The sequence below is a fragment of the Paraburkholderia lebeckiae genome (assembly GCF_050436325.1).
Lineage (GTDB): Bacteria > Pseudomonadota > Gammaproteobacteria > Burkholderiales > Burkholderiaceae > Paraburkholderia > Paraburkholderia tuberum.
The window spans coordinates 1,389,706-1,412,426 of record NZ_JBNDLZ010000002.1; the positions used below are offsets into that span (position 1 = coordinate 1,389,706).

The following is a 22,721-nucleotide window of genomic DNA, read 5'->3' on the forward strand; positions in this document are numbered from 1 at the left end:
CACGAGAACTGCCAATTTGGTGGGGGTGAAGAGGCGCGGGGAAGGCGGTATGGCGGGTTGGTATTGGTGGAATGAAAGGCTGCTAATCGCTTGGGGATATCACGCTATCTCGCACGCCGAGCCTCGACAAAGGCCTCGACATAACGCAGCGCCTGTTCGCACTGCTCGGGAGTGAACGCGTGAATGCTCGCCGGAACCGGATCGAAGCCAAGCTCGGTCGCGACCCACCGGATCGCTTTCGCGCGGGCTTCGAACGCGTTGACGCCATCGCGGCGCACCTTCCCGGCAACGAGCGGTTCGAGCGCATCGTGCAGCTTGCTCTTCGACTCGCGCAAGGTCGCGTCGGCGAGGCGGCCCAGCGGCAGGTTGTGCTTGCTGCGCGAATAAACGCCGATCCACGCCTGACATGCGGTGCAGATCCACAGCGGCCCTTGATCGCTGCGATAGGGGTAGGACTCGTCGCCGTAACGCGCGAGCAACGCACGGTTGCCGCAGTAGTCGCATGACGGCTGCGGCAGTGCCTTGACGGGCTTGCCTACGCGCATGGGGAGTGCCCCGGGGAAAATTCGCCGTACTTCATCGCATCAATCCGGCTGGCGGAAACGGGTAGAGCCACACAGTTTAATGGAATGCCCGTACCCGCATGCAAGACTTAGCTTCTCTCCGCGATCTCCATCACTACCCGACGCCGCGTGGCCAGGCCTGCGGCCGACCGTCGCCGGACCAGCTCCACCACCGCTTGCGGCGCCAACGCCGGATCGCCCGCGTCGAACGGCGGGGCTGGCGCGTATTCGAGTTCGAGCTGGATCGCCTGCGCCTCTTCTACGCCCGCCAATTCGGCCGCTACGGTCAACCCGAAATCGATGCCTGCCGTCACGCCGCCGCCGGTAATCAGATTGCCATCGCGGACCACACGCGCATGCGTGGGTATCGCGCCGAGCGGTTCAAGCAGCGAGTGAAACGCCCAGTGAGTCGTCGCGCGCCGCCCGCGCAGCAAGCCGGCCGCGCCAAGCAGCAACGCGCCGGTGCAGACCGACGTCACGTAGCGCGCGCTCGCGGCCTGTCGGCAAACGAAGTCGATCGTTTGCTCGTCTTGCAACAGGTCGGTCACGCCGCTTCCGCCCGGCACACAGATCACGTCGAGCGGCGGGCAGGTTTCGTAGGTCGTGCCCGGCGTCAGCACGAGCCCGTTACTCGACACCACGGGCTCCCGTGTCTTCCAGATCAGATGCATCGTGGCGCCCGGCAACGATGCAAGCACGTCGTGCGGGCCAGTCAGATCGAGTTGCTGTACTTTCGGAAACACCAGAAAACCGATTTGCAGGCTCATAGGGATACCTTATCTAGGGAGAAGTCGAAACGCGCGATCCGCCGCGTCTTCCAGGTGGACGGATTGATTCTATGCGCGTAGTCTTTGGCAAGACTGCCATTAACCCCCGGTTTTCTGCCACGCGCGCGCGCTCTCTAACAGCCCCTCTTACACACGATATGTTCAGCGCTCCCCCCTCCATCGTGCTGCTCGCCTTCCCCAACATGCAACTGCTCGACGTCACCGGTCCGCTGCAGGTATTTGCGTCCGCCAATGAACTCGTCGCGCAGCGTGGGCTCGACGAACTCTACTCACCCCGCGTCGTGGCAGCCGAAGCCGGGCCCGTCACGTCGTCGTCGGGACTCGCGGTGCTCGCTGGTTCGCTACGCTCGGTGAAAGCGCCAGTCGATACGCTGATCGTTCCGGGCGGCTGGGGAATTCGTCAGGCATCGGCCGATCAGCGTCTGATCCGCTGGACGCAGCGCCATGCGCCGGATTGCAGACGCGTCGCCTCGGTCTGCTCGGGCGCGTTCCTGCTTGCCGAGGCGGGACTGCTCGACGGCCGCCGCGTCGCCACGCATTGGGGGCGTTGCGACGAACTCGCGCAGGCGTATCCCCAACTGCGCGTCGAAGCCGATCCAATCTTTATTCGCGACGGGGATATCTGGACATCGGCGGGCGTCACCGCCGGCATCGACCTCGCGCTGGCCATGCTCGAAGAAGATCACGGACGCGCATTGGCGCTCGATGTCGCGCGCGAGCTCGTCGTGTTTCTGAAGCGGCCGGGGGGTCAGTCGCAGTTCAGCGCGATGCTGTCGCTGCAACATGCCGACGACCGTTTCGGCGAATTGCATGCATGGATGACGTCGCATCTCGCATCCGACCTGTCGGTCCCCGCGCTCGCGCGACGGCTTCATATGAGCGAGCGCAGCTTCATGCGCCACTACAAGGCGCAAACGGGCCGCACGCCGGCCCGCGCGGTCGAGCAGCTACGCATCGAAGCGGCACAGCGCTTGCTCAGCGAGACATCCTGGTCGATCAAACGGATTGCGGCGCGATGTGGATTCGGCAGCGAGGAAACGATGCGCTGCAGCTTCGTGCGCCAGCTGCGCGTGGCGCCGCAGATGTATCGCGAGCGCTTTTCGTCGACGTGACTCGTCGACGTGACATGCGCGGCGGCCGTCCGACATTACTCAGTAGCGACGTTTGACGATCAGCGTCGCGCCCGTATCGTGAGAATGCAGAATCGCGACGCGCGCGGTGCCGGAGAACACCCAGTTGTCGATCGTCAAGGACAAGCGTCGCTGCGGTGACGCGCCAATCGACAACACCGAACTGTTCATCTGAACGATGGACAATTGCGGCGCGGTAGATGGACCGAGATGCAGAGGATTCGAAGCATTTTTCCCGACAGCCTTTGCGCCCGGTTCGGACACCGGTGCAAACTCCGGTCCGGACGACATCAATGCCTTCGCAGTGCCGAGCTGGACATCGCGCGTCACGTCCACGCTATAGTAATTCTCCATTTGCGCGTAGAACGGCTTGCCCTGATCCCCGCGATACTCCATCGCATAGCGCTGCTGCTCGAAGTAGCGCCGAGGCTCGGGAATCGGCGGCACGACTTCGACGGGCGACGCGACGATGTTGGCGACCATCATCGCTTGCGGCACATCGCCGAAGGGGCCGCCCGCAAACGCGTAGCCGCTCATCAAGACGAGCAGCGCTCCGACAATCCTCTCGTTTTGGCACGTCATCACATGCCTCCAGTGAAGGAATTGAAACGTCACATGACACAGCGCTCCCGTCGAACCGAGCGCCTTGCAGCGTCGCTTGCATTCAGACATTGTAGTCAGTCATTGGCGTACCGGTAGGTCAATGTGTGAGGTATCTCGCGTGTGTGGCGAGCGCATGCGCCTTCGCGACTCAGCGCTGGAGTCGATGTCGAAGTGGAACGATTGAGAATGATTCCTGGCAACGCTCTCCGGCCTCGAAGACCGGCAAAAGCTTCTGGCGCAAGCCTCGTGAGTCGGTCGATCCCGGCAACTCTTGCGAGGTTTCGCAAGCAACTACGCGGCCTCGATTGGATACCTGCACCTTCAATCGTTGCAGCATCAACGTTCGCGCTCGCGTGAGTCAGTCGACTCGTGTCGGCCGGCCATTGAATGCCGGCGCGATGAGCAATACGATCGTTCGAATGCGCTTTCGCCAGGCGCGCGGCCATGCGAGAACGGCATCCGGCATGAAGCGCGCGACGAGCAGCAGCAACGCGAGCAGCGCTGGACACCAGCGCAGATCGGTCGGCACCGGTTCGCGGCGAGCGAAGCGCGCATCGAGCAGCGCAGCGCCGAACGACGTCACGTTCAGCAGGCGCCGGTAGTCGAGGCCAGTCTGCCCCGCCACCGACGCAAGGTACTCGCCGCGCAATTCGGACAACTCCTCGTGCGTTTGCGCCTCGACACCGGAGCCTGGCGTCGGCGCCACCTGGATCACGTCGTCGGCCTGCCAGTAGCCGATCCGGTTACCGTTGGCGTCGGTCTTCGGAATGGCCGCGGGCTGGTCGCCGCCGACGCCGATCAGCCAGCCCCTGATCCGCGCGGCATTGATGCCCTCCATCAGCGGGCGCGCCGCCGATACCGGCGGCGCCTCCTGACCATCGGTGACGAACGCGATGGCCGCGCCGCCGCCGACCTCCTGCGCGACCCGCACGGCCGAATACACACCGCCCTCGGCAATGCGGCTCCAGTCGGTCCAGCGCATGCGCCCGTCGATGCGCTCGAGCGACACCAGCAGCGCGTCGTAGTTGCCACAGACTTCGACCGGCGCCATCAGCAGCAACACCCGCTGCCCCGTGAATACGCTCCAGCCGACCTTCGAGCCGCACGGCAAGCGCCCGAGCGCGTCGCGCATCGCGGCCCGCGCGAATCCGAGCCGGCTGAGCGGAGCGCCGTCGAGCACCACGTCCTCGACGTCCATGCTTTGCGTGATATCGAACGTCACGATGTAGTTAAACGTGTTGCGCGGCAAAGTGACGTCCGGCATCGCAACCGCCGCGATCAATGCGACGAGCGCGAGCGGCGTCAACGCGTGACGCCATCTTGCGAAGCCGCGCTCGCGCGAGACGCCGCTCATGGCAAGTCCTGGCTCTGCGGGTCACGCAGCTTGACGTTGTGCTGCTCTTTCACATCGGGCCCGGCGAGCGCGGACGGCGTTTCCGGCGCGAGCCACAGCGCGCGCTCGAGGTTGTAGCGCGCGTCCCAATCGTCGGGCGCCGCGCGCAGCGCGAGCCGGTAGCGCGCCTTGGCCTCACCGATCATCGCGAGAGACCTGACCGTCTGCGCCGTGTCGCCGCTGCCTTCGCGCAGGTACAGGTTGCCGAGATCGAACAGCGCCGCGCGGCCGACTTCGTCAGGCGGGCTGCCTGCGGGGATCAGACCGTTATAGAGCCGCGCCGCCGCGTCATACGCGCCCGCTTTTGACAGCGCTATCGCGCGGGCCAGTTGAACCTCGCGCGCGTCGTCGCCGGCAGGCTGGTCGCGCGCAGCGGCGTTCGTCGCGAGAATGGCCTGATCGACGCGCTCCGCGTGCTGCAGACGAACGAAGCCATACGCGGCCCACGCGGCGCAACAGATCGCCACGGTGCCGAACAGCGTGTGGATCAGCGTGCGCTTCATGCCCAGCTCCTGACCTGCAACTGGTGCAGCAGCACCAGCAGCGCCGAACAGAACAGCGCGAGCGCGAAACAGTACAGACTCAGGTCCTGGCGAGGCAGATGCTCGACGAACGTCGTCGTCGCGTTCTGCTGCCGGTTGATCTCCGCGATCGCCGCCATCATCGCCTTCGGGTCTTCGGCCTGAAACAGCCTATACGGCGTCTTGAGCGTCAGAAAGAAGCGATGCAACTGCGCTTCGGCCGAGGTTCCGCTGACGGGCTGCGTCGCGTTCAGATCGGGACTGAAGACGCTGCTGCGCAAGTAGATGAAGTACAGGGCGATCTGGTTGCGTCGCAGTCCCGCCTCGATGCGCCGTTGCATCGTTTCGTCGAGCACCGCGCCGCCATCGGAGACGAGCACGATCGCGCGGCGGCCCGACGACAGGCGCCCGTCGAACTGCGCGATCGCCGCGAGCATGCCGCGATCGAGCTCGGTGTCCGGCATGCCACGGCCAATCGCCGTCGCCGCGACAGCGGCCTCGATCACGCGATGGTTGTACGTGAACGGCATCGCCAGCACGGGGTTGGTGCCGAACATCATGAACGCGAGCCGGTCGTTGGGCCGCTGCTCGACGAAGCGCGTCAACGCGGCGCGCGCCACGTGGTTCTTGGAGTCGCCGCGCGGCGACTCGACGCCCTTGCTGCCCATCGGCTCGTCCATGCTCGCGCTGCGGTCCATCAGGATCAAAATCTGCGCGCCGCTGCCGGTGCGCAGGACCTGCAGCTGCGAGCGCCCCGGCCCCGCCAGCCCGACGACGATCGCGGCGATCGCCAGTGCCGCGCCGCCGCGCACGAGCCAGCCGGCCGCGCGCCCGAGATCGTCGGCGGGTAGCCACGCGACGCTCGAAAACACCAGCGTGTCGCTGCGTCGCCGCAGCAGCGGCAGCGCGGCGAGCGGCAGCAGCACCAGCATCCACGGCAGGGCGAAATCGAGGCTCATGGTCATCGCTGATGGCGCCTCTCCGCCCGATATAACGCACGGCACAGCGCGTGCAACGAAAGCTCGCCGGGATTCCCGACGGCCTTCGGCGCCGGTGTGAAAAAGCGCTCGGACGACGCCAGATAGAAACGTTCGAGCTGCGCGCGCAGCGGTTGCAGATAGGGCGCGCGCGCGAGCAACGCGGATAGCGAAGCCGCATGCACGACCTGGCCGGCGGTTTCGTTCAGCGCGCGATGCAGGCAGACCCACGCATCGCTCGATGAAGCAGCGGGCGCCTCCGGCAGCCGCTGCATCTGCCGCCATGCACGCGCGAACGGCAGCCGTGCCGCCTCGCGTCGGTTGCGCGCCCACCACCAGCTCGCCCACGCGAGCACGGTCACGAACAGCAAGCCGAGCGCCCACGCGATCTGCCGACGCCAGCCGGCCGTGCCCAGCATGGGTGCCTGACGATCGGGCCGCAGCGGCTGCAAATCCCCTGCGGCGAACGCGGTTTGCGGCGTCAACGGTCCGATGCTCGCCGGCCATTCGGCGACCTGCAATTGCGTGCCCGCCGCCGAGGTCAACGTCAACGCGGGCAACGTGATCTGCGTGAGCGTCTGCGGCGCGTTGACGACCTGATAAGCGATCACCATCCACTTGCGGCCGTTGGCATCGGTTTCGAGCGTCACGGGCCGGCGTTCGAGCCACACGCCCGTGCGTCCGACCGAAGGCGGCGTGACCGCGCCGATGTCCCGATCGTTGGCCTCCAGCAGCACGCGCTGCGTCAGCACATCGCCGAGCACATAGCCGAACGCGCGCGGCTCCTGAACGCGCGCGGTCACCACGGCGGCGCTGGCCGTCGCGCTCGCGGCGCCGCAGAGCGACGCGATCAGCATACGCAGCGCCGCCCGACGAGCGACGCCACCGCGCACACCGCGCGCGCTCATACCGTCATCTCCAGAAAGTAGCGCGACATCGCTTCCGGATCGAACGCGCCTTCGACATAGAACGGCCGGATGCCGCGCGCGCCGAACCCCGCGGCGAGTTCGTCGCGACGGCGCGCGACGCCTTCGCGCCAGCGCTCGCGCACATCGCGGGAAAGCCACACGCGACGCTCCTCGCCGGACTCCGCATCGTTGACGGCCAGCAGCGAGGCGTGCTGCGGCGGCGTGATCTCGGCCGCGTCCCACACGACCATCGGCACCACGCACGCATGCACCAGCATGTCGAGTACCGACGACAGTCGCGCGAGCGGCCAGTGGAAATCGGACACGACGAACACGAGCGCCTGGCGTCCAGCGATACGGATCGCGCAACGCCGCAATCCTTCGACGGCCGCGCGTCCGGCCTGACGTGCTGCCTGACCATTCGCCTGACGATCAGCCGTTTCACCGGCGCGTTCGCGCAGCATGCTCGCGAGCAGCGAGCCGGTGCCCCGCCCCGTGCGCGCCGGCATGAACAGATCGTCGCGTTCGCCGCCATCGAAGGCCAGCATGCCGAGCCGGTCGCCGACCCGGAACGCGCTATGGCCGAGCGCTTCGACGAAATCGGCGGCGACCTCCAGCTTCGTTTTACGGCTGCCGAACCGCATCGACGCCGATACGTCGACGATCACGAACACCGGCACCGCGACGCGCTGCAAATGCACGCGCACGAGCCACTCGTCGCGCGCCGCGCGCAAGCTCGCGCGCAGATCGAGCCGGCGCGGGTCCGGGTAGTCGAACAACCGGCCGTGCATCGCGAACTGCTGACCCGAGCCGAAGCTCGAGCCCGGATGCGAGCCGGGCCGCGCGCCGGCCGCGCGCATCGGCAGACGGTAGTGGAATTCCGCGGTGCCGTTCATCGTGGTACGCGCGCCGGCGGTCAGCGAGGCACGGCGACGTTCGCGACGATCCGCGCGATCAGCGCCTCGGCCAGCTCCTGGCGGCGCAGCTCGTAGATCGGCGTGAAGAACACGCGATGCCCCAGCGCCGGCAGCAGCACTTCGTGAATGTCCTCCGGAAGCAGATGCGTGCGTCCCGCGAGCCACGCGACCACGCGCGCGGCCCGCAGCAGCGCGCTCATGCCGCGCGGACTTGCGCCCGCGAGAATCAGCTGCTCCATGTCGACGCCGTCGAGCGCGATGCCGAAGCGCGCCGGCGTTTCCGTCGCCTGCCAGATGTCGTGCACGTAGCGCTCGATCGTCTCGCTCGCCTGCACGCCCTGCTGGATCGCCGCGCCGATCCGGTTCAACTGCTCCCACGGCACGATCGACGGAGTCAGCTGCGCGAGCAGGCCGTCGACGTCATGGAACCTCGTGTCGAAGACGAGGCTGCGCCGCGCGTCCTCGTCGGTCGGCGTCGGCATGTTCAGCTCGAACAGGAAGCGGTCGCGCGCCGCCGACGCGAGCTCGAAGGTCTCTTCCTTCTCGACCTTGTTGCGGTCGGCGTATACGGTCATGTGCGGAAAGCGGTGCTCGCGGTCGAACGCCCACACGGAACGTTCGGCCATCGCGCGCAACAGCAGCGATTGCACCTGCGGACGCGCGCGATTGATCTCGTTGAAGAAGAAGGTGGTCAGCTGCTCGCCGTGGCGCAGCAGGGGGCCCGGCTCGATGCGCGGCTTGCCGTCGGCATCAACATAGGTGTGGTAAACGAGGTCGCCCGGCATCAGATCGATCGTGCCTTCGACGCGCTCGAAATCGCCGCCAACCACGCGCGCGAACGCCCGCAACACGGTCGTCTTGCCGACCCCGACGCCGCCTTCGAGCAGCACGTGGCCGCGTGCGAACAACGCGACGTTGATGAGCCTCAGCGTTTGCTGCTGACCGACGACGACTCTCGCGACTTCGTTTTCGATCCGCTGGGCGTGAGAACGCCAGTCCTGAAGCTGCTCGCCAGAAACCATCGCTGCGATCCCCTTCCGTGGTGGCTGGCGTTTATTTGCACGACGCCCGAAGGTCGACGCGCTTCCAGGCTCGCCAGCCTTCCGTTCAAGCACGGTTTATGCCGATCGCGCGCACGGGACCCAGGAGTTAAATCGAATGCGAAAAGTTGGCAGCCTGTCACGACAGCCGGGTACAGACTGTGCCATGTTCACCAGCAAGCCGACGGGCGCAGTCGCGCAACCCGCGCATAACGCTACCGCTGCGCGCCGACCGGCGGTTTCGCAAACACCCCTGCAAACTGCGCATATTCCTGCTCCAGATGCACCGCCGCATGCTCGAGCAGAAACTGCCGGAACATCACGCTGGTCGGCGAAAGCTGCTTCGTGCGCAGATGCACGACCTGCCACGTGCGTTCGATCGGCGTGCCGTTCACGTCGAGCAGCGCGATCTCGCCGGTGCGCAACTCCAGCTGCAACGTATGCAGCGAGATCAGACTCACGCCCATGCCTGCCATCACCGCCTGCTTGATCGTTTCGTTGCTGCCGAGCGTGACGGTTTTCGCGGGTGTGAACAGATGCTGCCGGAACATCGCCTCGGCGGCCATGCGCGTACCCGAGCCCGGCTCGCGCAGCAGGAAGGTGTCGCGGCGCAACTCCTGCAGATCGAAGCGGCGCGCGCCGCACAGCGGATGATCGAGCGGCGCGATCACCACCTGAGGATGACTCGCGAGCGGCTCGGCCGTCGTATCGAGTTCGGGCGGCGGGCGGCCCATGATCGCGAGATCGATCGCGTTGTCCTGCAACAGACGCAGCAACGCGTCGCGATTGCCGACCGAGAAGTGCACGTCGACCTTCGGGTATAGATGCGAGTACATCGCCAGCAGTTTCGGCGCGAAGTAGGTCGCCGAACTGACGATGCCCACGTTGATCGAGCCGCTGTCGGCCTGCTTCAGCGACATCATCGCGTCTTCGGTGTCCTTGATTTCGCCGAGAATGCGGCTCGCGTGATGGGTCAGCACCTCGCCCGCTTCGGTCAGCGTGAGCTTGCGTGCGACGCGCTCGAACAGCCGCAGGCCGACCGCCTCTTCGAGCTGATGAATCTGCATCGACACCGCCGGCTGCGTCAGATGCAGCTCCTCGGCCGCGCGCGCGAAACTCGTATAGCGGCTCGCGACGACGAAAATCTGCAACTGCCGCAGGGTCAGCGTGCGAACGAAATTCAGCTTGAACCGGTTCGTCGCGAAACTCGCGTTCTGCATTTGATTCAGCGACTCGCTCGCGGCGCATTCGACGACGGTTTCGCCGGCGCCTTGCCCGAAGGCAACTTGTTCAGTGCGGACTGAAAGCTCAACGACTCCGTATGCGCCGGATGCGCAAAGTCGTTGTTGGGACCCGGCACGTCGGTGCGGATCTGCACGACCTGGCCCGGCACGCCGTCAGCGAGCAGGAACGTGTAGCGTTTGCCCGTGTATTGCGCGAAGCGCGCCGCGTTCGGATCGTTCAGATAAGGCTGCACGACGATGCGCCGCGCGCTGACCGGCTTGCCGCCGAACTCGCTCGGCACGCTCTCGATCTGCGGCCCCGCGGCGAGCGCGAGACGCAGACGCTGCTGGAAATAGCGGCGCTGCCCGCCGGTGAGACCCTGCATCTCAGCGATGTCGTGTTCGAGAAAATAAATGATTGCCGGATTGCACTGCAGACCGCCGATCGGCAGGTTCACGCTGCCGCTATGGTCGGACACCTGTGCGTCGCCTTTCGCGTTGTTCTCGCTCAGCACCAGCACCTTGACGACATCGGCGCTGCGCGACGGCTGCCCGGAATCGATCAGCGCGTAGTCGAGTTCGGTCTGCGCGGCGACGCCGTGCAGATGATCGGTCAGAAAAATCAGCCGCTCGGCTGGCGTGATCTCGTCGCCGCCCGGCGCCGACGCCGGGCTCGCCGCGCGCGCGGCGGCCGGCGCGAGGCACAGCACGCACAGCGTCCCAATCAGCGCGGCGCGTGCCGCGCGCAGCCAGGCGCCGCGCGCGCGCGTCATTGCGATGCGTCGCCGGGCTTGCCCGCCGGCGCGTCGACCGGTTTGAGCATCGGCACCTGGTAGGTCGCGAGGATGCTGTCGATCTTGTCGTGATTCGCGCCGATCCATCGATCCACCTTGTCCTTCCAGTCCTTCTCGCCGTAGCGCACACCCATCGAAATCGTGTAGTCGAAGCGGATGCCGGGCCCCGGCGGGAACGGCACGAGTCTGACCGAATCACCGGCGCGCTTCGCGAAGTAGCCGGCGATCGGCCCCCACAGAAACACCACGTCGACGTTGCCTGCGCGCAGGTCGTGTTCGATCATCTGGCCCGGGTACACGGCCGGATCGCCGCTTTGCACCTGGTACGACACCGCCTGGTCGATCAGGTTGTGGCCGAGCAGCCAGTCCACCGCGGGAGTTTGCGAAAAGATGCCGAAACGCAGCTTGTGCAGTTGATCGGGCGGCAGCTTCAGCAGGTCGTCGGGCGTCTTGATGCTCGCGAACTCGGGGCGGTTCGGCAGCACCATTGCGTAGGTCGAGCGCAGATACGGCTGCGTCGTCGACGTCATGTCATAGCCCTTCGGCACGCCGATGATCAGGTCGCAGCGAAAGCGCTCGCTGCCGTCCTCCTTCTCGCGCAGCGTATGGCGCACGAAGCCCATGCGCTGCGGAAAGAACGTGTATTCGAGCTTGTAGCCGAAGTCGCTCGCCATCTGGGCCGCGATGCGGTTCTCGTAGCCCTCGCCCTTGTCGTTCGACAACGGCATGTTGTTCGGGTCCGCGCACACCCTGAGCACGCCGTCCGCGCCGTCGTTGTTCGGCAGCGCGGGGCCGTCCGCCCGGACCGCGGCGCTCGCGAGCGCCGCGCCACACAACGCGGCCGCGATCACGCTGACATGCACGGACATGCTTCTCTTATCACGCATCGTGAGCCTCCGGAAGAATGACGGCACGGCGTTATTTGGCGTCGATGGCCTTCAGATCGCCCGGCTTGATCTGTCCATCGGAGCGCCCTTTCAGGTACGCGTAGAGGTTTTCCCAGTTCTTCTGCATCATCTGGCTCGTGCTGAAATCGGGCATGCCCTTGTCCACCCGGCCGCCGAACACCGTGCGATGAAACTCGGTCTTGTCCAGCGTCTTGAACGCGTCGATCAGCGACGGCCCGACCATGCCCTGCTGCTGCGCGCCGTGGCAGCGTTCGCAAGCGAGCGCGCGCCACGTCTTCCAGCCAAGCAGCGTATTACTGTCCACCTTGGTGCCGTCGACCACCTTGTACGCGACCTGCGCAATCGAAGGATTGTTCTGCGCGTATCCGACGGGCAGCCCGACGAGCGCTGCAGGCAATACGGTGAGCAACAGGATAGATCGGCCTTTCATGCACATGTCTCCATCTTCAGATAAGCCGCGCCCCGATGCGCTTGATCAACGCATCCACCAAACGGGCACGGTCGGGGGTGATTCACTGCTGTTGCCAGGCTGGCGGGGCGGCCATGCCGGTCAAGGCCGCCCCGCTCGTTCAGCCCTTCATTTCAGCCGTTGGTTCAGCTCTTTTCGCTCGGAATCGCGAACACGAACAGCGTGCCGCCCAGCGCGGTGTACTTGGCGAGCTCGCGATAGCCGCCGACCGCGCCCAGACCTTCAGTCGACTTTTCCAGACCCGCCGCCATGCCGATGCCGGCCCAGCCGCCGATGCCCGAGTACACGCCGACGTACTGCTTGCCCTGATACTCATACGTGAAGACGTTGCCGATGATTCCCGACGGCGTCTTGAAGCGCCACAATTCCTTGCCGTCCTTGATGCGCACCGCCTTCAGGTAGCCTTCCAGCGTGCCGTAGAACGCGATGCCGCCCGCGGTCGCCAGCACACCCGACCACACCGAGAACCTCTCCGGCTTCGAGTAGACGATCTTGCCCTTGCTCGCATCCCACGCGATGAAATTGCCCATCGCGTTGCCCTCGTTCGGGCCCGGATACATCGACAGCGTGGCGCCGACATACGGCTGTCCCGACACGTAGTCGACATCGAACGGCTCGTAGTCCATACAGACGTGATTGGTCGGCACGAGGAACAGGTGCGAGTTCGGATCGTATGCCGCCGGTTGCTGGTCCTTCGAACCGAGTGCCGCCGGGCAGATGCCCTTCACGTTGTGATCGGACCCGGCCGCCTGCGTCGAGTACGCCGCGTTGCGAATCGGCAGGCCGCTTTGCAGGTCGACACGTTCGGCCCAGTTCACCGCCGGGTCGTACTTCTGCGCGACCAGCAGCTGTCCGGTTACGCGATTGAGCGTATAGCCGAAGCCGTTCCGGTCGAAGTGCACGATCGCGGGCACCTGCTTGCCGTTGATCGTCAGATCGGACAGGATCATTTCGTTGACGCCGTCATAGTCCCATTCGTCGTGCGGCGTCATCTGGTAGACCCATTTGGCCATGCCGGTATTCAGGTCGCGCGCGAAGATCGACATCGACCATTTGTTGTCGCCCGGACGTTGCGTCGGGTTCCATGTGCCCGGATTGCCGGTACCGTAGTAGACAAGGTTGAGTTTCGGATCCCACGCATACCAGCCCCACGTGGTGCCGCCGCCCAGCTTCCACTGGTCCCCCTTCCACGACTTGATCGACGAATCCGCGCCCACCGGCACCATCTGGCCGTTCGAGTACGTCATCGTCTTTTGCGGGTCGAGCAGCATGTCGTTGTCGGGGCCCGTGCTGTACGCGGTCCAGGCCGGTTTGCCGGTCTTGATGTCGTACGCGATCAGACGTCCACGCACGCCGAACTCGCCGCCCGAGATGCCGGTCAGCACCTTGTCGCCGAATACGTGCGGCGCGTTGGTGTTGGTTTCACCGGCTTTCGGATTGCCGTTCTGCGCGGTCCACACCACGTCGCCCGTCTTCGCGTTCAGCGCGACGAGCTTGGTGTCGGCCTGCTGCAGGAAGATCTTGCCGTCGCCATATGCGAGACCGCGATTGACGGTGTCGCAGCACATCACGGAGACGACCTGTTCATCCTGCTTCGGCAGATACTGCCAGAGGAACGTCTGATCCTTCAGGTTGACCGCAATAACCTTGTTCGGAAACGGGGAGTGGATATACATCGTGTCGCCGATCACGAGCGGCGCGCCTTCATGGCCGCGTAGCACGCCGGTCGACATGGTCCATGCGACCTGAAGTTTGCCGACGTTGTTCTCGTTGATCTGCTTGAGCGGGCTGTAGCGGTGATTCGCATAATCGCCCGCCTGGGTCGCCCAGTTGGCTGGGTTTTTCATCAGCCCGTCGAGCTGCGAATCGGCCTGCGCAGCCAGAGAGCCAAAGGCTGCGGATGCGAGGATCGCGAGCCCAAGAACTACAGTGCGTAAGTTCATGTCTCCTCCAGAATTGTCCTGCTGTTCAACTCACGAATGACCCACGCTACCTCATCGCATCGTGCGCGCCTTCTCGAGTGCAGGTAACGATTAACGCGCTATCCCGATTCGATGTCGGGCTTCGCGGCGCATGAACGGCCGACGCATATTCCATGCCGGAATAGCGGCAACGTTTGCCGCTATTGGCTGCGCTGGCCCAGCGACTCGGCACGCGCGAGGTGTCGCGGCACTCGGGCGTTGCACGCCGATGCTTGCATGGCGGTAAGCTGAAGGGCCTGCGTCACGCGATGCGGCACATACTGTGTCACTTGCGTGATACGAATCGTGTCCTTTGCGAATCACACGCCGCGGCATGGGCCTGTCACTTGCAACGATGCTTCGTTCGGCGATCGATTCGCGCATTCGAGGAGCAACAGCCATGGCAAACACCGAGCACGTCTATACCGACGAAGAGATCCAGCAGCGCCTCGTCGGTCCGCTGCAGCACTGGTATCTGGAAGATGGCTGGCTGCGGCGCAAATACCGCACCGAGGGCTGGAAGGGAACGCTGATGGTGGTCAACACCGTCGGCCACCTCGCGGAAGCCGCCTGGCACCACCCCGATCTGACGGTCTCGTACGCATTCGTGACCGTGAAGCTGAAGACGCACACCGCCAAGGGCATCACCGACAAGGACTTCGCGCTCGCGACGAAGATCGAATCGGTGGTCCACTGGCAGCCCGGCCTCGAGGACGGCCCGCTCGAAGGCACGCCCGCCGACGATCAGCGCTTCCGCTATATCAAGTACGACGCGCCCAAACCCGCGCAAGGCAGTTGACACGCGTTCCTGTCTCCGGATGAAACAGCGCGTGACACAGTGCGCCTTCGGCGTCACACAGCGTCCATGCGGCGGCGAAACCGCGTGGGGCGCGGCGTGCCCGTTTAGAGGTTCCAGTGGGCCGAACCCGCGGCGGCGGCCGTTCCGCGTGCCTGGTACGGCTTTCGCTTGACGTCGCCGGGCGCACTATCGCTGGAACCCGCGACGCGTTGCGGACGCCCCGCGGCCGAACCCGGTCTTGCGCACCCGCAAGGACACCTGAGGACACTCGAGATGCCGCTTCAACTCCGGCGCCTGCCGCCACGCGCCCCCATCACGATCGATGCGCCCGCGCGGCTGCATCTGGGCTTTCTCGATCCGAACGCGTCGCTCGGGCGTGCGTTCGGCAGCCTGGGGCTCGTCATCGATACGCACGGCACGCGGATCGAAGCTCGGCTCGCCGAACGCGAGCAGATCGGCGGCGTGGTCAGCGAGGCCGAGCGCGAGCGCATCGCGCTGAGTCTCGCGCGGCTGCAGGCCGCCTATGGACCGGCGACACTCGCGATCGACGTGCTGGAGGCGCCGCGCGCGCACACCGGCCTCGGCTCGGGCACGCAGCTGGCGCTGGCGGTCGGCACCGCGTTCGCGCGCCTCGTCGGCCAGCCGGCGACGAGCGCCGAGCTCGCCAGTCTGCTCGGGCGCGGCGCCCGCTCCGGCATCGGCATACTCGGCTTCGAGTGCGGCGGCCTGCTGCTCGATGGCGGCCCGCCCGGCGATCTGCGCCAGAGCATGCCGCCGCTGCTGTCGCGCCAGCCGTTTCCGCAGCCGTGGCGCGTGCTGCTCGTCAGCGACAACAGCCGCGAGGGCTTGCACGGTACCAAGGAACGCAGCGCGCTCGCATCGCTCGCGCCGTTTCCGCGGCGGCTCGCCGCGCATCTGTGCCATCTGGTGCTGATGCAGATCCTGCCCGGCGCCGCCGAACATAACTTCGCGCCGTTCGCGCACGGCCTCACCGAGCTGCAGCAGACCATCGGCGAATATTTCGCGAGCGCGCAAGGCGGCGTGTTCGCGAGCCCTGACGTCGAGCGCGTACTGCGCGCGGTCGCCGCCGAACGCACCGCGGGCATCGGCCAGACCTCGTGGGGCCCGACTGGCTTCGCGGTGCTCGCGAGCGCGCGCGAGGCCGACCGCGCGCTCGCGACCGCGCGCGCCGTCGCGAGCGCGCTGCCGCATATCGAATGCAGCGTCGTCGCGGGCCGTAACAGCGGCGCGGCGATCAGCGGCGCCGAGGCGCGCGCGCCGCACATCGACGCCGCATGATGCGCTGCACCGCTCAGGCCGCCGCCTACGTAAGACGCTGCCACGCGCGGCGCGGCCTTGCCTTGCGCCGTCCCCGAGATTGCCACTAAAACGAGCCCCTGCCATGTCAGAAACCATTGAAAGGCCCTACGTCCTGCACATGTTCACGGCCACGCCGCAGATGAGTCCGTTCGACGTCAACATGGCCGCCGACGCCGGCTATCAGGTCATCGTGCCGTATTGCAACGTCGAAGCGGGCATGGTCGCGAATCTGACGCAGGACGCGATCTTCTCGCGCGGCCCGAAAGGGGTGTCGCGCACCGGCATCTTCATCGGCGGACGGGACGTCATGCAGGCCGCCGACATGCTCGACACCGCGCGCCGCGCGATGGTCCCGCCGTTCGAGGTCTCGGTGTTCGCCGATCCGAGCGGTTCGTACACGACCGCCGCCGCGCTCGTCGCGCTGGTCGAGCGGCATCTGGGCAAACAGCACGGCGTGGAGCTGGGCGGCAAGCGCGTGCTGATTCTCGGCGGAACGGGCGCGGTCGGGCGCATCGCGGCGGCGATCGCCGCGTCGCGCGGCGCCGACGTGACGATCGCGAGCCACCACGACCGCAATCGCGCGCTCGGGGCCTCGGCCGAAGTCAACGAGCGCTTCGGCATCTTCACGAACGGCATCAGCGCCACGACCCCCGACGAATTGCGCGGCGCACTCGCCGACGCGGAAATCGTGCTCGCCACCGCCGTCGCGGGCGCGCAGGTGGTCGGCAGGGACGACCTCGCGCATGCGAAGCGCCTGCTCGTCGCCGCCGACGTCAACGCGGTGCCGCCCGAAGGCATCGCCGGCGTGAACGTCATGAACGACGGCAAGCCGATCGACGGCGTGCCGAACGCGGGCGCAGTCGGCATCGGCGCGCTGGCGATCGGCAACGTCAAGTATCAGGTCGAGCATGGCCTCTTCATGCGCATGCGCACGGGTGGTAAGCCGGTCTACCTGGGCTTCCCGGAAGCCTACGACGAGGCCCGCGCGGTCGCGGCCGGTCTCGGCTGAGCGCGGTCATTATGAAATCGCACCGGCCGCTCATGCATGTGCCGTTCGTCGCTGTCGTCGGGCAGTCCGCGCGCTTGCTCGCGCAGTCCGCGGCGCGCGCCGGCCTGCATGTCGCCGCGCTCGATATCTTCGGCGACCGCGACACGCGCGAGGCCGCCGAGCTATGGTTCGACATCGGACGTGGTGATGGCGCGTTCGGGATCGACCGGGCGCGGCTCGTCGATGCGCTTGCGCGTGTCGCGCGCTTGCCGGGTTTGCTTGGCTGGATCGGCGGCAGCGGGCTCGAACCTTTGATGTCTCAGTTGTGCCGCGAATCCGGCTTGCCGCGCTTTCTCGGCAACGATGCCGAGGCGATCGCGGCCGTCCGCGAACCGCGGCGTTTTTTCGCGCTGCTCGACGCGTTGCGGATTGCGCATCCGGCTGTGTCGTTCGAGCGGCCCGCGACGGCCGAGGGCTGGCTGTTCAAGCAGGCGGATGGTTGTGGCGGTACGCATATCGAGGCGGCCGACTCGTTCCATTTGACGACCGACTCCGCGCACGGCTACTTCCAGCGCATTGGCCGAGGCCGCTCGCTGTCGGTGCTTTTCATCGGCGCGCACGGCAGCGCGCATCTGATCGGTTTCGCCGAGCAATTCACCTGCGCGATCGGCGATCTGCGCTTCGTGCATGCGGGCTCGATCGGGCCGATCGACTTGCCTCCAGCGCTCGTCGCGCACGCGCAGCAAGCGCTCGACGCGCTGTGCGCAAACACCGGCCTCGTCGGCATCAACAGCTGCGACTTCCTGTCGGACGGCACCTCGTTCGACGTACTCGAAATCAACCCGCGCCCTTCGTCGACGATGGCGCTCTACGAAACCGCGTCGCCCGATGCATGGCCGGCCGGCCTGCTCGCCTGCCACCTCGACGCGTGCCGCCACGGCCACGGCCGCGCGCCGTCGGCCGCGAGCCTCGCGCTCGCCCGCGCGCCGCGTTGGCGTGCCGGTCAGCGCGTGCTGTTCGCGCAGCGGCCGTTCAGCGTCCCGGCCGCGTTCTCGGACACCTGCGTGCGCGATCCGCAGTGCCGCGACGTACCGATGCCGGGCACCTGCATCGACGCAGGGCAGCCGGTCTGCACGCTGCACGTGCGAGCGGCATCGGTGGACGCGGTGTTCACCGCGCTCGACGCGCAGCACGAACGCGTCGTCCAACGAATCGAAACCTGCGATGAACCCGACTATGCCTGCCTCCACGCCCACAGCTGAGACTTCCCCGCCCGCCGCGTTGCCGAGCGTGAACGCGCTTTCAGAGCGCCTCGTAGCACGGCTCGTCGATCAAGCGGCACAGCTCGGCGTCGCACTGACGCGCACGCGCGATGGCACCGTGATCGCGGACGCCGGCGTCGACGCGCGCGGCGGCCTCGACGCCGGCGTGCTGATCGCGCGCATCTGCATGGGCGGTCTCGGCCGCGTCGCGGTACGCGCGAACTTCGACGCCGCGCCGCTGTGGCCGACGATGCTCGAGGTCAGCACATCGTCGCCGGTGCTCGCCTGTCTGGGCAGCCAGTACGCGGGCTGGAGCCTGTTGGCGACCAGGGAGCAGACCGGCGGCAAGAAATTCTTTTCGCTCGGCTCGGGGCCCGCGCGCGCGCTCGCGGTCAAGGAGCCGCTATTCGACGAACTCGGCTATCGCGACCGCCACGAGCGCGGCGCGCTGGTGCTCGAAGTGGACCGCCTGCCGCCGCAAGTCGTGATCGACAAGGTGCTGCACGATTGCGGCCTCGCGCCCGACCGCCTGACGCTGATCGTCACGCCGACACACTCTGTCGCGGGAACGGTACAGGTCGTCGCCCGCGTGGTCGAAGTTGCGCTGCACAAGGTGCACGTGCTCGGCGTGCCGCTCGATGAGATCGTCGCGGGGACGGGCTCGGCGCCGCTGCCTCCGCCCGCGCCCGACGGCATTCAGGCGATGGGCCGCACCAACGACGCGATCCTGTACGGCGGCCGCGTGCATCTGACCGTCCAGCACGACGAGATCGCGCAACGTCTCTCCGACACCCTCCCCTCCGCCAATTCGCGCGACTACGGCCGGCCGTTCGCGGACGTCTTCACGGCCGTCAACTTCGACTTCTATCAGATCGATCCCGCGCTGTTCGCGCCCGCCGAGGTGTGGGTCAGCAGCCTCGAAAGCGGCGCGACCTATCATGGCGGCCGGCTCGACGGCGGCCTGCTGCGCAAACAGTGGGGCGGCGAGTCCGTCGCGCGATGACGATCACATCAGGCGTGCGCGTCGCGATCATGACCGACGAAACCGGCTGGCACACCGGCCGGCTGAAAAAGGCGTTCCGCGCGCGCGGCGCCGAAGCGCGTTGCGTCGATCTCGCGGATTGCCGCATCGACACCACGTGGCTGCCGCACGGCCTCGCGATTCCGGGCTTCGGCCGCACGCTGCCGGACGCGGTGTTCGTACGCGGCATCGCCGGTGGCAGCTTCGAGCAGGTGACGCTGCGGCTCGGCATCCTGCACGCGCTGCGTGAATCGGGCGTGCCGGTGTACAACGACGCGCGCGCGATCGAGCGCAGCGTCGACAAGTCGATGACGAGCTTCCTGCTGCATCGCGCGGGCGTGCCGACACCGGCCACCTGGGCCGGCGAATCCGCCGCGTTCGCGCAACGCGTACTGATGCGCGAAGCGGCCGCCGGCCGTCAGGTCGTGCTCAAGCCGCTGTTCGGCTCGCAAGGCCACGGGCTCAAACGGCTCGGCGCGCGCGGCGGGCTGCTCGCGCCGCTTCCGTCGCTCGCCCGTTATCGGCACGTCGCTTATCTGCAGCGCTTCGTTGCAAGCGACCGGCCGGGTTTCGACTGGCGCGTGCTCGTGATCGGCGGCAAGGCGGTCGCGGCGATGCGGCGCAGCGGCGGCAAGGGCTGGATTCACAACGTCGCGCAAGGCGCGCGCTGCGAGCCCGCCGAGCTCACGGTCCCGCTCGCACAGACGGCAGTGCGCGCAACCGCCGCGCTCGGGCTCGACTACGCGGGCGTGGACCTGACCCCGAATGCCGACGACGCCGCGCTGCCCCTCGTGCTCGAAGTCAACGGCGTGGCCGCGTGGCGCGGTTTGCAGTCGGTCGTGCCGCTCGATGTCGCGGCGGCGCTCGTCGACGATCTGCTCGATCGCAGGCTGGCCGGGCAAGCCGCTAGCGCGGGGTTGCCTGAGCAGTCGCCGCAGCGCCGGGCTTGAGCGCGATGCCCGACACTCATGCGATTCCCGTCGAGCACGCGCGCGCGGCCTTCCTCGAAGCCTGCGCGCTCGACGTCACCACGCCGAAACCCGGCAACGTCAGCACCCAAAGCCCCGGCCACGGCATGCACGCGGCCCAGTTCCTCGCCAGCGCGGACGCTTCGCTCGATGCGCTATTCGCGCGCGGCGAGCGCGTCGGACAGCGCATTCTCGACGCGGTCACGCGCACGCGCGCGGCTGTCGGCTGCAATACGAATCTCGGCATCGTGCTGCTGGTCGCGCCGCTCGCCGCGGCCCTCGACGAAACCGGCGAACCGCCGGTGTCGGCGCAAGCGTGGCGCGCGGCCGTCGGCGACGTGCTGAGCCGGCTCGACGTCGAAGACGCTCGGCTTGCTTACCGCGCGATCGCGCTCGCCAATCCCGGCGGCCTCGGCGACGCGCCCGAGCAATCGGTCCACGCACCGCCGACGATCGGCCTGTGCGACGCGATGCGGCTCGCCCGCGAACGCGACAGCATCGCGCGGCAGTACGCGAACGGTTTCGCCGACCTGTTCGACACCGGCCTCGCCGCCTACTTCGAAGCCTCGATACCGACGCCCGAACCCGCGCCCGCCGATCCAGGCGAAATCGCGATGCTCAACGTGTTTCTCACGTTCCTCGGCGGCTGGCCCGACTCTCACATTGTGCGCAAGCACGGCCTCGCGCTGGCGCAGAGTGTCACGCTCGTGGCACGCGAACAGCACGCGCGCTGGCGCCAAACGCGATCCGCCGCGCCCCGCCCGGCAAGCGATCCGCAACTCGATGCTTGGGACGCCGAATTGAAGGCTCGCGCGATCAATCCCGGCACCAGCGCTGACCTCGCGGTGGCCACGCTTTTTCTTGCGCGCTGTGTCGAAGGGCGCGGTTAACCCTGAATCGTCTGGACTGAACACGACCCGAACAGGCGCGTCAGCAGGCCCTTTGCCACAACTGGCACGGAACCTGTTAGTTAGTACCGCCGTGCATTCCCGCACCGCTCTCGCGATGCTGATCTGGACGATCGCGGGCGGCGCCTCGTCAGCAGGTCCATACCTACTCTTTTGGAGGAACAGAATGGCCAAGATCAACCGCGTCATGATCGGTGAGTCGCTCGTCGGCGACGGCAACGAGGTCGCGCACATCGACTTGCTGATCGGACCGCGAGGTTCGGCTGCGGAAACCGCGTTCTGCCACGCCCTCACCAACAACAAGGACGGCTTCACGTCGCTGCTCGCCGTCGTCGCGCCCAATCTCATCACGAAGCCCAATACGATCCTGTTCAACAAGGTGACGATCAAAGGCGCCAAGCAGGCCGTGCAGATGTTCGGCCCGGCGCAGCACGCGGTCGCGCTCGCGGTGGCCGACAGCGTCGAGGACGGCACGATCCCGCAGGAAGAGGCCGACGATCTGTTCCTTTGCGTCGGCGTCTTCATCCACTGGCAGGCCGAGGACGACAAGAAGATTCAGCAGTTCAACTATCAGGCGACGCGCGAGGCGATCAAGCGCGCGGTCACCGGCGACCCGAGCGCGGCTGAAGTGGTGGCGAAGAAGGGCAGCGTAGCGCATCCGTTCGCGCCGAACTGACGGCTCATGCAAGCGCAGGAGACGCGGCGCCGTTGCCGGCGCCGCCTCCTCGCGCATCCCGTCGCCTCGCGGCCGCAAGGCACGCATCTCGCGCAGCGGTTCGCGAAGCAGGTTCAATGCTCTCGCAGAGGCATTCAATGACCAACAGATGTCGCGCGCTTCTCGCCTTTACCTCGCTCGTGCTCGCCGCGCCGCTCGCGTGGGCGGGCGGCTACAACTATCCGACCGAGGGTCGCGTCGAATACGTGCTCAGCTGCATGGACGATAACGGCCACGATTTCGCGAACGTCTACAAGTGCTCGTGCGTGATCGACAAGATGGCCGCGTCGTTGCCGTACGACGAATTCGTCGACCAGTCGACCTTCTCGAAGTACGCGACGCTAGGCGGCGAAGGCGGCGCGGAATTCCGCGTCGACCACGCCAAGGCGCAAACCAAGCGCTTCCGCGCGCTGCAAACCAGCGCATATCAGGCGTGCGGACTCGGTCCGCAGAAAACGTCGACCGTGGCTAAATGACCACGGCCTGAAAGCGCCGGGCGTTCTGCGCGCCCGGCTCGGCGCCCCCCGCTCGGCGCCCCCGGCTAG

At 66.8% G+C, this 22,721-nt stretch carries 24 protein-coding genes; 10 read left to right on the plus strand and 14 right to left on the minus strand.

Annotated features, from left to right (window positions below):
- Positions 1-104: 104 nt before the first annotated feature.
- On the minus strand, positions 105-545 hold the full coding sequence (locus tag OKW44_RS09565) for a zinc-finger-containing protein (protein WP_018424627.1): 441 nt from the start codon (positions 543-545) through the stop codon (positions 105-107).
- Positions 546-652: 107 nt separating this feature from the next.
- On the minus strand, positions 653-1,330 hold the full coding sequence (locus OKW44_RS09570) for a DJ-1/PfpI family protein (RefSeq protein ID WP_018424626.1): 678 nt from the start codon (positions 1,328-1,330) through the stop codon (positions 653-655).
- Between the two features lie 158 nt (positions 1,331-1,488).
- Here OKW44_RS09570 and OKW44_RS09575 point away from each other — a divergent pair, with 158 nt between their 5' ends.
- Positions 1,489-2,463: a GlxA family transcriptional regulator gene (locus tag OKW44_RS09575; RefSeq protein ID WP_026226553.1), complete on the plus strand. Its 975-nt coding sequence runs from the start codon at positions 1,489-1,491 to the stop codon at positions 2,461-2,463.
- Positions 2,464-2,502: 39 nt separating this feature from the next.
- On the opposite strand, the gene OKW44_RS09580 is transcribed toward OKW44_RS09575, so the two are convergent.
- The 12 genes from OKW44_RS09580 to OKW44_RS09635 form a co-directional block, all read right to left on the minus strand.
- Positions 2,503-3,063 carry a hypothetical protein gene (locus tag OKW44_RS09580; RefSeq protein WP_018424624.1) on the minus strand — a complete coding sequence of 187 codons (561 nt, stop codon included), beginning with the start codon at positions 3,061-3,063 and terminating at the stop codon, positions 2,503-2,505.
- A gap of 379 nt (positions 3,064-3,442) precedes the next feature.
- Positions 3,443-4,438: a vWA domain-containing protein gene (locus OKW44_RS09585; RefSeq protein WP_018424623.1), complete on the minus strand. Its 996-nt coding sequence runs from the start codon at positions 4,436-4,438 to the stop codon at positions 3,443-3,445.
- Positions 4,435-4,980 carry a hypothetical protein gene (locus OKW44_RS09590; RefSeq protein ID WP_018424622.1) on the minus strand — a complete coding sequence of 182 codons (546 nt, stop codon included), beginning with the start codon at positions 4,978-4,980 and terminating at the stop codon, positions 4,435-4,437. The genes OKW44_RS09585 and OKW44_RS09590 overlap by 4 nt, the downstream gene beginning before the upstream one ends.
- Positions 4,977-5,963, minus strand: coding sequence for a vWA domain-containing protein (locus OKW44_RS09595; protein WP_018424621.1), 987 nt, complete (start codon positions 5,961-5,963; stop codon positions 4,977-4,979). The genes OKW44_RS09590 and OKW44_RS09595 overlap by 4 nt, the downstream gene beginning before the upstream one ends.
- Complete coding sequence (locus tag OKW44_RS09600) at positions 5,960-6,883, minus strand: hypothetical protein (protein WP_018424620.1); 924 nt, start codon at positions 6,881-6,883, stop codon at positions 5,960-5,962. The genes OKW44_RS09595 and OKW44_RS09600 overlap by 4 nt, the downstream gene beginning before the upstream one ends.
- Positions 6,880-7,779 carry a DUF58 domain-containing protein gene (locus OKW44_RS09605; protein WP_018424619.1) on the minus strand — a complete coding sequence of 300 codons (900 nt, stop codon included), beginning with the start codon at positions 7,777-7,779 and terminating at the stop codon, positions 6,880-6,882. The genes OKW44_RS09600 and OKW44_RS09605 overlap by 4 nt, the downstream gene beginning before the upstream one ends.
- 20 nt (positions 7,780-7,799) lie before the next feature.
- Positions 7,800-8,822 carry an AAA family ATPase gene (locus OKW44_RS09610; protein WP_018424618.1) on the minus strand — a complete coding sequence of 341 codons (1,023 nt, stop codon included), beginning with the start codon at positions 8,820-8,822 and terminating at the stop codon, positions 7,800-7,802.
- Between the two features lie 233 nt (positions 8,823-9,055).
- Entirely contained in the window at positions 9,056-10,060 is a 1,005-nt protein-coding gene (locus OKW44_RS09615; RefSeq protein ID WP_018424617.1) for a LysR family transcriptional regulator, read from the minus strand.
- A 5-nt stretch (positions 10,061-10,065) separates the two neighbouring features.
- Complete coding sequence (locus OKW44_RS09620; RefSeq protein WP_018424616.1) at positions 10,066-10,836, minus strand: hypothetical protein; 771 nt, start codon at positions 10,834-10,836, stop codon at positions 10,066-10,068.
- Positions 10,833-11,744 (minus strand): substrate-binding domain-containing protein, encoded by a 912-nt coding sequence (locus OKW44_RS09625; protein ID WP_026226551.1) that lies wholly within the window; start codon positions 11,742-11,744, stop codon positions 10,833-10,835. The genes OKW44_RS09620 and OKW44_RS09625 overlap by 4 nt, the downstream gene beginning before the upstream one ends.
- Before the next feature lie 31 nt (positions 11,745-11,775).
- Positions 11,776-12,195 carry a c-type cytochrome gene (locus OKW44_RS09630; RefSeq protein WP_018424614.1) on the minus strand — a complete coding sequence of 140 codons (420 nt, stop codon included), beginning with the start codon at positions 12,193-12,195 and terminating at the stop codon, positions 11,776-11,778.
- A gap of 164 nt (positions 12,196-12,359) precedes the next feature.
- Positions 12,360-14,177: a methanol/ethanol family PQQ-dependent dehydrogenase gene (locus OKW44_RS09635; RefSeq protein WP_018424613.1), complete on the minus strand. Its 1,818-nt coding sequence runs from the start codon at positions 14,175-14,177 to the stop codon at positions 12,360-12,362.
- A gap of 418 nt (positions 14,178-14,595) precedes the next feature.
- Between OKW44_RS09635 and OKW44_RS09640 the strand changes: the two genes are divergently transcribed.
- The 9 genes from OKW44_RS09640 to OKW44_RS09680 all read left to right on the plus strand — a co-directional run bounded on the left by OKW44_RS09640 (position 14,596) and on the right by OKW44_RS09680 (position 22,652).
- A complete protein-coding gene (locus OKW44_RS09640; RefSeq protein WP_018424612.1) occupies positions 14,596-14,994 on the plus strand; it encodes a 4a-hydroxytetrahydrobiopterin dehydratase in 399 nt (132 codons plus the stop codon).
- A gap of 273 nt (positions 14,995-15,267) precedes the next feature.
- Positions 15,268-16,293, plus strand: coding sequence for a beta-ribofuranosylaminobenzene 5'-phosphate synthase family protein (locus OKW44_RS09645; protein ID WP_018424611.1), 1,026 nt, complete (start codon positions 15,268-15,270; stop codon positions 16,291-16,293).
- Between the two features lie 103 nt (positions 16,294-16,396).
- Positions 16,397-17,323: an NAD(P)-dependent methylenetetrahydromethanopterin dehydrogenase gene (locus OKW44_RS09650; RefSeq protein WP_018424610.1), complete on the plus strand. Its 927-nt coding sequence runs from the start codon at positions 16,397-16,399 to the stop codon at positions 17,321-17,323.
- An 11-nt stretch (positions 17,324-17,334) separates the two neighbouring features.
- Complete coding sequence (locus tag OKW44_RS09655) at positions 17,335-18,564, plus strand: ATP-grasp domain-containing protein (RefSeq protein ID WP_018424609.1); 1,230 nt, start codon at positions 17,335-17,337, stop codon at positions 18,562-18,564.
- The gene (mch, locus tag OKW44_RS09660; RefSeq protein WP_239499256.1) at positions 18,527-19,567 is read left to right on the plus strand and encodes a methenyltetrahydromethanopterin cyclohydrolase; all 1,041 of its coding nucleotides are present in this window, start codon (positions 18,527-18,529) and stop codon (positions 19,565-19,567) included. The genes OKW44_RS09655 and mch overlap by 38 nt, the downstream gene beginning before the upstream one ends.
- Positions 19,564-20,535 carry an ATP-grasp domain-containing protein gene (locus tag OKW44_RS09665; protein WP_018424607.1) on the plus strand — a complete coding sequence of 324 codons (972 nt, stop codon included), beginning with the start codon at positions 19,564-19,566 and terminating at the stop codon, positions 20,533-20,535. The genes mch and OKW44_RS09665 overlap by 4 nt, the downstream gene beginning before the upstream one ends.
- A 5-nt stretch (positions 20,536-20,540) precedes the next feature.
- On the plus strand, positions 20,541-21,443 hold the full coding sequence (locus tag OKW44_RS09670; RefSeq protein ID WP_018424606.1) for a triphosphoribosyl-dephospho-CoA synthase: 903 nt from the start codon (positions 20,541-20,543) through the stop codon (positions 21,441-21,443).
- A 184-nt stretch (positions 21,444-21,627) separates the two neighbouring features.
- Positions 21,628-22,137 (plus strand): formaldehyde-activating enzyme, encoded by a 510-nt coding sequence (gene fae, locus OKW44_RS09675; protein ID WP_018424605.1) that lies wholly within the window; start codon positions 21,628-21,630, stop codon positions 22,135-22,137.
- A 137-nt stretch (positions 22,138-22,274) separates the two neighbouring features.
- Entirely contained in the window at positions 22,275-22,652 is a 378-nt protein-coding gene (locus OKW44_RS09680; RefSeq protein WP_018424604.1) for a hypothetical protein, read from the plus strand.
- Positions 22,653-22,721 lie beyond the last annotated feature (69 nt).